Raw genomic sequence first — 10,975 nt, 5'->3', positions numbered from 1 at the left:
TGTGTTTTCTTGGCGGGGGGTGTTCTCCTTTCCTCGTGTTCCCCTTGTTCCTTGGGGCTCCGCCCCGGCCCCCTCGCCCAAAGGTGGGTGGTGGGGGGAGGTGCCGGGGGGGGGCCCCCCCCGGGGGGGACCCCCCGCTCAGGGCTGGGGTGCGGAACCGCCGGAGGCCTAGGCCTTCGCCTCCGCGAGGAGCTTCTGGATGCGGGAGACGCCCTCGACCAGGTCCTCGTCGCCCAGGGCGTAGGAGAGGCGGAGGTAGCCGGGGGTGCCGAAGGCCTCGCCCGGGACGACGGCGACCTCGGCCTCGTCCAGGATCAGGGCCGCGAGCTCGACGGAGGTCTGCGGGCGCTTGCCGCGGATCTCCTTGCCGAGGACGTCCTTGACCGCCGGGTAGACGTAGAAGGCACCCTCGGGGGTCGGGCAGAAGACGCCGTCGATCTCGTTCAGCATCCGCACCATCGTCTGGCGGCGGCGGTCGAAGGCGGTGCGCATCTCGTGGACGGCGTCCAGGTTGCCGGAGACGGCGGCCAGCGCCGCGACCTGGGCCACGTTGGAGACGTTGGAGGTGGCGTGCGACTGGAGGTTGGTCGCGGCCTTGACCACGTCCTTCGGGCCGATGACCCAGCCCACGCGCCAGCCCGTCATGGCGTACGTCTTGGCGACGCCGTTGACGATGATGCACTTGTCGGCGAGCTCGGGAACGATCGCCGGGAGGGAGACGAACTTCGCGTCGCCGTAGACCAGGTGCTCGTAGATCTCGTCGGTCAGGACCCACAGGCCCTTCTCGACGGCCCAGCGGCCGATCGCCTCGGCGTCGGCCTCGGAGTAGACGGCGCCGGTCGGGTTCGACGGGGAGACGAAGAGGACGACCTTCGTGCGCTCGGTGCGGGCCGCTTCGAGCTGCTCGACGGAGACCCGGTAACCGGTGGTCTCGTCGGCGACGACCTCGACCGGGACACCGCCGGCGAGACGGATCGACTCCGGGTACGTGGTCCAGTACGGCGCCGGGACGATGACCTCGTCACCCGGGTCCAGGATGGCCGCGAACGCCTCGTAGATCGCCTGCTTGCCGCCGTTGGTCACCAGGACCTGGGACGCGTCGACCTCGTAGCCGGAGTCGCGCAGCGTCTTCGCGGCGATGGCGGCCTTCAGCTCGGGCAGACCGCCGGCCGGGGTGTAGCGGTGGTACTTGGGGTTGCGGCAGGCCTCGACCGCGGCGTCGACGATGTAGTCCGGGGTGGGGAAGTCGGGCTCACCCGCTCCGAAACCGATCACCGGACGCCCGGCGGCCTTGAGGGCCTTGGCCTTGGCGTCGACGGCGAGGGTGGCGGACTCGGAGATGGCACCGATACGGGCGGATACGCGGCGCTCGGCGGAAGGCGTTTCAGAGGTCATGCGGCCAATCGTCCCAGACGCGAAACGAGCGCCGCACTCCGTTTCAGTTACCGGACGGCCGCTCTCCGGAGGATGCTGTTCGACGTCAGGGCCCGGACCACGTACACTCAACCGTCGTTGGCCCAAGTCAACCGCTGCAGAGCGTGAGCACACCGTGCACTCGTCTGGATGCGGTAGGTTGGGACACGCAAAGGGTCGTAGCTCAATTGGTAGAGCACTGGTCTCCAAAACCAGCGGTTGGGGGTTCGAGTCCCTCCGGCCCTGCTCCACACTCCTTCTCGGACGTGTGTGCGCAGGTACGTACTTAGATGCAGTGCCGTGCGGCGCAACCGGGCGCGGCTACGGCCACGACCCGGATTCAGGTGAGAGACGTGACGGACGCCCTGGGCTCCATCGACATGCCTGACGCCGAGGATGACACTCGCGAGAAGAAGGCCCGCAAGGGCGGCAAGCGCGGCAAGAAGGGCCCTCTGGGTCGTCTCGCGCTGTTCTACCGCCAGATCGTCGCGGAACTCCGCAAGGTTGTTTGGCCCACTCGCAACCAGCTGACGACGTACACCACTGTGGTGATTGTCTTCGTCGTCATCATGATCGGTCTGGTGACCGTGATTGACTATGGGTTCCAGGAAGCCATCAAGTTCGTCTTCGGCTGATCCCCGCGGAGGGCGGCGCCTTGATGGGTGCCGCCCGTTTTCGCATGTTCGACCACCTTTTGTATCCAGGAAGAAGCAGCCACCGTGTCTGACCCGAACCTGAACGTGAGCCCCGACTCCGTCGAGTCCGTCGAGGACGAGCTCGACATCGTCGAGGCTGCAGACGCTGTGGACCCCGACGAGGCCGAGCTCGCCGACGCCGAGGCGGGTGTCGCCGCCGAAGAGGCCGCGCTGCACGTCGAGGGTGAGGTCGACGCCGAAGCCGAGGACGACGCGGAGGCCGAAGAGGCCGACGACGAGGACGACGAGTCCGTCGAGGACGATGCAGAGGTCTCCGACGAGGCTTCTGACGAGGCTGCCGACGAGGCCGAGGCCGAGGACGACACGGAGGCCGTCGAGGCCGCCGACGTCGAGCCCGCCGAGCCCGTCGACCCCATCCAGGCCCTGCGCGAAGAACTGCGCCTCCTGCCCGGCGAGTGGTACGTCATCCACACCTACGCCGGCTACGAGAAGCGCGTGAAGGCCAACCTGGAGCAGCGCGCCGTCTCGCTCAACGTCGAGGACTTCATCTACCAGGCCGAGGTGCCCGAGGAAGAGATCGTCCAGATCAAGAACGGCGAGCGCAAGAACGTCCGGCAGAACAAGCTGCCCGGTTACGTTCTCGTCCGCATGGATCTGACGAACGAGTCCTGGGGCGTCGTCCGCAACACCCCGGGCGTCACCGGCTTCGTGGGCAACGCGTACGACCCGTACCCGCTGACCCTGGACGAGATCGTCAAGATGCTCGCTCCGGAGCTGCAGGAGAAGGCCGCCAAGCTGGCGGCGGAAGAGGCCGGTCTGCCGGCGCCCTCCGTCAAGCGCGCCATCGAGGTCCTGGACTTCGAGGTCGGCGACTCGGTCACCGTCACCGACGGCCCGTTCGCGACGCTGCAGGCGACCATCAACGAGATCAACCCGGACTCGAAGAAGGTCAAGGGTCTCGTCGAGATCTTCGGCCGCGAGACCCCGGTCGAGCTCAGCTTCGACCAGATCCAGAAGAACTGATCCACAGCCTTCTGGCACACGCTTCCGGACAGGTCAGATTGCCCCCTTGCGGGCGGTCTGACCTGCTCGGTTTTCAGCCCCGCGCCGATACCCGTTATCGTGGTGCGGTATGCCTCCATCCGGATGACCGGATTGGCGGCGAAAACTCTCACTAGGACCCGGAGAGAGCAATGCCTCCCAAGAAGAAGAAGATCACGGGGCTTATCAAGCTCCAGATCAAGGCCGGTGCGGCCAACCCGGCTCCGCCGGTCGGCCCCGCGCTCGGTCAGCACGGCGTCAACATCATGGAGTTCTGCAAGGCCTACAACGCCGCGACCGAGTCGCAGCGTGGCATGGTCGTGCCGGTGGAGATCACGGTCTACGACGACCGCTCCTTCACCTTCATCACCAAGACGCCGCCGGCCGCGCGCCTCATCCTGAAGAGCGCCGGCGTGGAGAAGGGCTCTGGCGAGCCGCACAAGACGAAGGTCGCGAAGCTTACGCGTGACCAGGTTCGCGAGATCGCCACGCTCAAGATGCCTGACCTGAACGCCAACGACATCGACGCGGCCGAGAAGATCATCGCCGGCACCGCGCGTTCGATGGGCATCACGGTCGAAGGCTGATTCAGCCACCCCAGCACCACAGTGGTAGGGCCAAGCGCTGGTCCGCACCACGACTCCACACCTGAAGCCACAACACAGGAGCAGAAGTGAAGCGCAGCAAGACTCTCCGCGCTGCGGACGCCAAGGTCGACCGGGAGAAGCAGTACGCCCCGCTCGAGGCCGTCCGTCTCGCCAAGGAGACCTCCACCACGAAGTTCGACGGCACCGTCGAGGTCGCCTTCCGCCTGGGTGTAGACCCGCGCAAGGCCGACCAGATGGTCCGCGGCACCGTGAACCTCCCGCACGGCACCGGCAAGACCGCCCGGGTCCTGGTCTTCGCGACCGGTGACCGTGCTGCGGCCGCGGAAGCCGCCGGCGCCGACATTGTCGGCGACGACGAGCTCATCAACGAGATCGCCAAGGGCAACCGCCTCAACGAGTTCGACGCCGTTGTCGCCACGCCGGACCTCATGGGCAAGGTCGGCCGCCTCGGCCGCGTGCTCGGTCCCCGTGGCCTGATGCCGAACCCGAAGACCGGCACCGTCACGATGGACGTCGCGAAGGCTGTCACCGAGATCAAGGGTGGCAAGATCGAGTTCCGCGTCGACAAGCACTCGAACCTGCACTTCATCATCGGCAAGGTCTCCTTCTCCGATGAGCAGCTGGTCGAGAACTACGGCGCGGCCCTGGACGAGATCCTTCGTCTGAAGCCGTCCGCCGCGAAGGGCCGCTACATCAAGAAGGCCGCCCTCAGCACCACCATGGGCCCCGGCATCCTGCTGGACCAGAACCGCACCCGGAACCTCCTCGTCGAGGAAGACCCGGCCGCGGTCTGACTGAGCAGGGCCTGACGGCTCGCTGAGTTGCCCGAACGGGCCCCTCTCCCCCTTCACGGGGGGAGAGGGGCCCGTTCTGCATGTCGCGCTGCATGTCGCGCTGCGGGTCGCGCGGAAAATGGCGCAGGGATCACCGGCCCGCCCCGTAGGGTCGGAACACATCAAACGATCACATCAGGGGTGGGGACTCTTGTTCGCGAACCGGAACAACAGCTTGACGAAGGCCGCTGGGGCCGCGCTGGCCGCCGTACTGCTCGTGGGTGGGGCCACGGCGTGCGAGAGCGGGCAGAAGGGCGACACGGGGAAGGCAGGGGCCGGCCAGGGCGCCGGGAAGGGCGCGGTGGAGGTGGTCCCGGCCGCCTACCTCGAGAAGGTCAAGGTGAAGTCGGAGGAGATCACCTCCCTGCGCTACTCGATGGCGGGCACCGCGGAGGGCGAGCAGTTCTCCGGTGACGTCTCCATGCGGATCAAGCCGTCCCTGGCGATGTCGATGAAGATGACCACCTCGGGCGAGGGCGGCCAGGCGGCCGAGATCCGCCTCGTCGACGAGGCGATGTTCATCGGCGCCGAGGGCAAGTGGATCAAGTTCGACATGAAGAGCCTGGACCCGTCCATGGCGGAGAAGCTGAACAGCGCCGGCGGCACGGCGAACAAGAGCGGCGAGAACCCCGGTGACCGGGCGGGCGAGCTGCTCAAGGCCAAGGACCTCAAGTTCGTCGGCGAGGAGACCGTCGACGGGGTGAAGACCAAGCACCTCAGTGGCACGGTCTCCCTGGACGAGCTGCGGGCCGCGGCGGCCTCCGAGGCTCCCGAGGCCAAGAAGCGCCGGGAGCAGTCGGTCACGGCCCTGGAGGCGCAGGGCGTCAAGAACCTGACCCTGGACATGTGGATCGACGAGTCGGACCACCCCAAGCAGGTCCGCACCCGCGGCGACGCGGCCAAGGGCCCGGTGGACACGACCATCAAGTTCCTGGACTACAACCAGCCGGTCGAGGTGGCCGCGCCGCCCGCCGACCAGGTCATGGACCTCGCCGAGATGATGAAGGGCGCCGGGCAGGAGCAGGGCTGACCTGGCATTTCCGGGCCGCGCGGGGCCGTCGGGTGACCGATTTGCTCTGCGCGGCACCGGTCCCGTACTCTTCCGGAGAAGCCAAAGACCGCTGGTCGTTGCCGTGCCCGCAAGGGGGCGGTGGCCGAAGGATCCGCTAACTGCGGACGTCCTGCGCAGGTGTTCAAGGAAAGTTCCCGGAACTCGTTTCCGGTTGAGCTACGCCCTGGCGCCTGCGCCGGGGCGTTTCGTGTTTATGCCCCTTCTGAGCGGTCCTCATCACCCGGAAGGAGGCCGACGCACTATGCCGACGCCCAACAAGGCTGCCGCGGTAGCCGAGCTCACGGACGCGTTCCAGAGCTCGAACGCCGCCGTGCTGACCGAGTACCGGGGTCTCACCGTTGCGCAGCTCAAGACGCTGCGTCGTTCTCTCGGTGAGAACGCCCAGTACGCCGTGGTGAAGAACACGCTGACCAAGATTGCGGCCAACCAGGCCGGGATCACCGCGCTGGACGAGCACTTCGCTGGTCCGACCGCGGTCGCCTTCATCACCGGTGACCCGGTGGAGTCGGCGAAGAGCCTGCGTGACTTCGCCAAGGAAAACCCCAACCTGATCATCAAGGCGGGTGTCCTTGATGGTAAGGCGCTCTCCGCCGATGACATCAAGAAGCTTGCGGACCTCGAGTCCCGCGAGGTTCTGCTCAGCAAGCTGGCCGGCGCGTTCAAGGGCAAGCAGTCTCAGGCTGCCTCGCTCTTCCAGGCGCTGCCGTCGAAGTTCGTCCGCACTGCGGAAGCGCTTCGCGTCAAGCTCGCCGAGCAGGGCGGTGCCGAGTAATTCGGCTCGCGCATTGATCCGCGCCGCCTAGTGCGCGGGTCGCAGCGGGCCGTTACGCCCGCCTCTCTATACATCCGGCACCTGCCGATTTAGTGGAAGGATCGCCCATCATGGCGAAGCTCACCCAGGACGAACTCCTCGCCCAGTTCGAGGAGCTCACCCTCATCGAGCTCTCCGAGTTCGTGAAGGCGTTCGAGGAGAAGTTCGACGTCACCGCCGCCGCCGCCGTTGCCGCCGCCCCGGTCGCCGGTGCCGCTGTTGCCGAGGCCGCTGAGGAGCAGGACGAGTTCGACGTCATCCTCGACGGCGCCGGTGACAAGAAGATCCAGGTCATCAAGGTCGTGCGCGAGCTCACCTCCCTGGGCCTGAAGGAGGCCAAGGACCTCGTCGACGGCGCTCCGAAGCCGATCCTCGAGAAGGTCGCCAAGGAGGCCGCTGACAAGGCTGCCGAGTCCCTCAAGGCTGCCGGCGCGTCTGTGACCGTCAAGTAATGCCTCTGGGGCCTCTCTGAGGCTCCAACCAAGGGCGATCACCCGTAAGGGTGGTCGCCCTTTGGCGTACCCGGAGTGCCTGATTTGCCCCCGTCTCGTTGGGGAGTAGGGTGATCTTCGTTGCTCTGCGGCAGGGTCCTTCGATGATCCGCTCGGAGCAGGGGGCCTTGACGAACGGGACGCGGCGCGCAATTCTCAGATCCGTCGCGAGATCGGCAGACTCGATCCGAGATCCGAGGCATGGATCGGGCCCACATCGGGCATGGATCGACTACGAAGAGGGCAGTACTGTTACGCGCTCTGTATGCGAGAGCCGAACCGTTGGACGCAGTTGAAACGACATGGGGAAGGCCTGTTGCCGGTTTCCGGAAACCTGGTCTGGACATCAGTGAGCCTAGTGGCTACACTGACCCTTTGCGCTGCCTGTTAGCTGCCCCCTGCCCGTCGCCAGGGGCATGCCCACGCATGAGCACACTTGATTGAACGGCCCTGAGCTGGTCCTTTGACCAGATGGGGGGCGCTTGTCTTCTGTGTCAGCTGGGACCGGTACGCGCGTAGTGAGTCCGAGCCCTCGGAAGGACCCCCTCTTGGCCGCCTCGCGCAACGCCTCGACCAATACGAACAACGGTGCCAGCACCGCCCCGCTGCGCATCTCCTTTGCAAAGATCAAGGAGCCCCTCGAGGTTCCGAACCTCCTGGCGCTGCAGACCGAGAGCTTTGACTGGCTGCTCGGCAACGCCGCCTGGAAGTCTCGCGTCGAGTCGGCGCTTGAGAGCGGACAGGACGTTCCCACCAAGTCCGGTCTGGAAGAGATCTTCGAGGAGATCTCGCCGATCGAGGACTTCTCCGGGTCGATGTCGCTGACGTTCCGCGACCACCGTTTCGAGCCGGCGAAGAACTCGGTCGACGAGTGCAAGGACCGCGACTTCACGTACGCGGCGCCGCTTTTCGTCACTGCCGAGTTCACGAACAACGAGACCGGAGAGATCAAGTCTCAGACGGTCTTCATGGGCGATTTCCCGCTCATGACCAACAAGGGCACCTTCGTCATCAACGGCACCGAGCGTGTCGTCGTGTCGCAGCTCGTCCGTTCCCCCGGTGTCTACTTCGACTCCTCCATCGACAAGACGTCCGACAAGGACATCTTCGCCGCCAAGATCATCCCTTCCCGGGGTGCCTGGCTCGAGATGGAGATCGACAAGCGCGACATGGTCGGTGTTCGCATCGACCGCAAGCGCAAGCAGTCCGTCACCGTCCTCCTGAAGGCTCTCGGCTGGACCACCGAGCAGATCCTCGAGGAGTTCGGCGAGTACGAGTCCATGCGCGCCACCCTGGAGAAGGACCACACCCAGGGCCAGGACGACGCGCTGCTCGACATCTACCGCAAGCTGCGTCCCGGCGAACCGCCGACCCGCGAAGCCGCTCAGACGCTGCTCGAGAACCTCTACTTCAACCCGAAGCGCTACGACCTCGCGAAGGTCGGCCGCTACAAGGTGAACAAGAAGCTCGGCGCCGACGAGCCGCTGGACGCCGGCGTGCTCACCACCGACGACGTCATCGCGACCATCAAGTACCTGGTCAAGCTGCACGCCGGTGAGACCGAGACCGTCGGTGAGTCGGGTCGTTCGATCGTCGTCGAGACCGACGACATCGACCACTTCGGCAACCGTCGTCTGCGCAACGTCGGCGAGCTCATCCAGAACCAGGTCCGTACGGGTCTGGCTCGTATGGAGCGCGTCGTCCGCGAGCGGATGACGACCCAGGACGTCGAGGCGATCACGCCGCAGACCCTGATCAACATCCGGCCGGTCGTCGCCTCCATCAAGGAGTTCTTCGGCACCAGCCAGCTGTCGCAGTTCATGGACCAGAACAACCCGCTGTCGGGTCTCACCCACAAGCGCCGTCTGTCGGCGCTTGGCCCGGGTGGTCTGTCCCGTGAGCGGGCCGGCTTCGAGGTCCGAGACGTTCACCCGTCGCACTACGGCCGCATGTGCCCGATCGAGACCCCCGAAGGCCCGAACATCGGTCTGATCGGCTCGCTCGCGTCCTACGGCCGCGTCAACGCGTTCGGTTTCGTCGAGACCCCGTACCGCAAGGTCATCGACGGTGTCGTCACCGACGAGGTCGACTACCTGACGGCCGACGAGGAAGACCGCTTCGTCATCGCCCAGGCCAACGCCGGCCTGTCCGACGAGATGCGCTTCACGGAGAACCGCGTACTGGTTCGCCGTCGTGGCGGCGAGATCGACTACATCGCCGGCGACGACGTCGACTACATGGACGTCTCCCCGCGCCAGATGGTGTCCGTCGCCACCGCGATGATCCCCTTCCTCGAGCACGACGACGCCAACCGTGCCCTCATGGGCGCGAACATGATGCGCCAGGCCGTTCCGCTCATCAAGGCGGAGGCGCCGCTCGTCGGCACCGGCATGGAGTACCGCTGTGCGGTCGACGCCGGTGACTCGATCCGTGCGGAGAAGGACGGTGTCGTCCAGGAGGTCTCGGCCGACTACATCACCGTCGCCAACGACGACGGCACGTACACCACGTACCGCGTCGCCAAGTTCTCCCGCTCGAACCAGGGCACCTCGGTCAACCAGAAGGTCATCGTCAACGAGGGTGACCGGATCATCGAGTCCCAGGTCCTCGCCGACGGTCCTGCGACCGAAGAGGGCGAAATGGCCCTCGGCAAGAACCTGCTCGTCGCGTTCATGCCCTGGGAAGGTCACAACTACGAGGACGCGATCATCCTGTCGCAGCGCCTCGTACAGGACGACGTCCTCTCCTCGATCCACATCGAGGAGCACGAGGTCGACGCCCGTGACACCAAGCTGGGCCCCGAGGAGATCACCCGGGACATCCCGAACGTCTCCGAGGAGGTCCTCGCGGACCTCGACGAGCGCGGCATCATCCGCATCGGTGCGGACGTCGTCGCCGGCGACATCCTGGTCGGCAAGGTCACGCCCAAGGGCGAGACCGAGCTGACCCCGGAAGAGCGCCTGCTCCGCGCGATCTTCGGTGAGAAGGCCCGCGAGGTGCGTGACACCTCGCTCAAGGTTCCTCACGGTGAGATCGGCAAGGTCATCGGTGTCCGCGTCTTCGACCGCGAGGAGGGCGACGAGCTTCCCCCGGGCGTGAACCAGCTGGTCCGCGTCTACGTCGCCCAGAAGCGCAAGATCACCGACGGTGACAAGCTCGCCGGCCGCCACGGCAACAAGGGTGTCATCTCCAAGATCCTTCCGATCGAGGACATGCCCTTCCTTGAGGACGGCACGCCGGTCGACATCATCCTGAACCCGCTGGGTGTCCCGTCCCGAATGAACCCGGGACAGGTCCTGGAGATCCACCTCGGCTGGCTCGCCAGCCGCGGCTGGGACGTCTCCGGCCTCGCGGAGGAGTGGGCCGAGCGACTGAAGGTCATCGGCGCCGACCGCGTCGAGCCCGGTACCAACGTCGCCACCCCGGTGTTCGACGGTGCCCGTGAGGACGAGATCTCCGGCCTCTTCGAGCACACGATCCCGAACCGCGACGGGGACCGCCTGGTCCTCCCGTCCGGCAAGGCGCGTCTGTTCGACGGCCGCTCCGGCGAGCCGTTCCCGGAGCCGGTCTCGGTCGGCTACATGTACATCCTGAAGCTCCACCACCTGGTCGACGACAAGCTCCACGCTCGGTCGACCGGTCCGTACTCGATGATCACGCAGCAGCCGCTGGGTGGTAAGGCGCAGTTCGGTGGCCAGCGCTTCGGTGAGATGGAGGTGTGGGCGCTCGAGGCTTATGGCGCCGCTTACGCCCTCCAGGAGCTCCTGACCATCAAGTCCGATGACGTGACCGGCCGCGTGAAGGTCTACGAGGCCATCGTCAAGGGCGAGAACATCCCCGAGCCGGGCATTCCCGAGTCCTTCAAGGTGCTCATCAAGGAAATGCAGTCGCTCTGCCTCAACGTGGAGGTGCTGTCCTCGGACGGCATGTCCATCGAGATGCGCGACACCGACGAGGACGTCTTCCGCGCGGCGGAGGAGCTCGGTATCGACCTGTCCCGGCGCGAGCCGAGCAGCGTCGAAGAGGTCTGACGGGCCTGACGGGGGGCTC

9 protein-coding genes and 1 tRNA gene are annotated in these 10,975 nt (G+C 66.2%); 9 read left to right on the top strand and 1 reads right to left on the bottom strand.

All coding sequences use genetic code 11. The features are described from left to right. Positions 1-168: 168 nt before the first annotated feature. A complete protein-coding gene (locus tag ACFRU2_RS15850) occupies positions 169-1,395 on the bottom strand; it encodes a pyridoxal phosphate-dependent aminotransferase (protein ID WP_266955932.1) in 1,227 nt (408 codons plus the stop codon). A 191-nt stretch (positions 1,396-1,586) separates the two neighbouring features. Between ACFRU2_RS15850 and ACFRU2_RS15845 the strand changes: the two genes are divergently transcribed. From ACFRU2_RS15845 to rpoB, 9 genes are all read left to right on the top strand, one after another. Continuing rightward, positions 1,587-1,659, top strand: a tRNA-Trp gene (locus tag ACFRU2_RS15845). 107 nt (positions 1,660-1,766) lie between these two features. Next, positions 1,767-2,048 (top strand): preprotein translocase subunit SecE, encoded by a 282-nt coding sequence (secE, locus tag ACFRU2_RS15840; protein WP_030298162.1) that lies wholly within the window; start codon positions 1,767-1,769, stop codon positions 2,046-2,048. An 84-nt stretch (positions 2,049-2,132) separates the two neighbouring features. Continuing rightward, positions 2,133-3,092, top strand: a complete 960-nt coding sequence (nusG, locus tag ACFRU2_RS15835; protein WP_382972234.1) for a transcription termination/antitermination protein NusG — start codon at positions 2,133-2,135, stop codon at positions 3,090-3,092. Between the two features lie 170 nt (positions 3,093-3,262). Further along, positions 3,263-3,697 carry a 50S ribosomal protein L11 gene (rplK, locus tag ACFRU2_RS15830; protein WP_053682632.1) on the top strand — a complete coding sequence of 145 codons (435 nt, stop codon included), beginning with the start codon at positions 3,263-3,265 and terminating at the stop codon, positions 3,695-3,697. A gap of 86 nt (positions 3,698-3,783) precedes the next feature. Beyond that, positions 3,784-4,512: a 50S ribosomal protein L1 gene (rplA, locus tag ACFRU2_RS15825; RefSeq protein WP_266955928.1), complete on the top strand. Its 729-nt coding sequence runs from the start codon at positions 3,784-3,786 to the stop codon at positions 4,510-4,512. 214 nt (positions 4,513-4,726) lie between these two features. Continuing rightward, the gene (locus tag ACFRU2_RS15820; protein ID WP_382972231.1) at positions 4,727-5,581 is read left to right on the top strand and encodes an LppX_LprAFG lipoprotein; all 855 of its coding nucleotides are present in this window, start codon (positions 4,727-4,729) and stop codon (positions 5,579-5,581) included. A 283-nt stretch (positions 5,582-5,864) separates the two neighbouring features. Then, a complete protein-coding gene (rplJ, locus tag ACFRU2_RS15815; protein WP_254387398.1) occupies positions 5,865-6,395 on the top strand; it encodes a 50S ribosomal protein L10 in 531 nt (176 codons plus the stop codon). A 110-nt stretch (positions 6,396-6,505) separates the two neighbouring features. Beyond that, positions 6,506-6,886, top strand: coding sequence for a 50S ribosomal protein L7/L12 (gene rplL, locus ACFRU2_RS15810; protein WP_382972229.1), 381 nt, complete (start codon positions 6,506-6,508; stop codon positions 6,884-6,886). Between the two features lie 587 nt (positions 6,887-7,473). Continuing rightward, positions 7,474-10,956 carry a DNA-directed RNA polymerase subunit beta gene (rpoB, locus tag ACFRU2_RS15805; protein WP_266880605.1) on the top strand — a complete coding sequence of 1,161 codons (3,483 nt, stop codon included), beginning with the start codon at positions 7,474-7,476 and terminating at the stop codon, positions 10,954-10,956. The last annotated feature ends 19 nt before the right edge of the window (positions 10,957-10,975 follow it).

Origin of the sequence: Streptomyces sp. NPDC056883, assembly GCF_042788835.1 — a bacterium.
In the GTDB taxonomy this organism is placed as follows: domain Bacteria; phylum Actinomycetota; class Actinomycetes; order Streptomycetales; family Streptomycetaceae; genus Streptomyces; species Streptomyces stoeckheimensis.
Note: the sequence above shows the minus strand (reverse complement) of the source record. Positions and strands in the feature narration are given on the sequence as shown.

What these genes read in the sequence shown, in the direction of transcription:
- ACFRU2_RS15850 (WP_266955932.1), bottom strand. Translation starts at nt 1,395, where the DNA reads ATGACCTCTGAAACGCCTTCCGCCGAGCGCCGCGTATCCGCCCGTATC.
- rplK (WP_053682632.1), top strand. Translation starts at nt 3,263, where the DNA reads ATGCCTCCCAAGAAGAAGAAGATCACGGGGCTTATCAAGCTCCAGATC.
- rplJ (WP_254387398.1), top strand. Translation starts at nt 5,865, where the DNA reads ATGCCGACGCCCAACAAGGCTGCCGCGGTAGCCGAGCTCACGGACGCG.
- rplL (WP_382972229.1), top strand. Translation starts at nt 6,506, where the DNA reads ATGGCGAAGCTCACCCAGGACGAACTCCTCGCCCAGTTCGAGGAGCTC.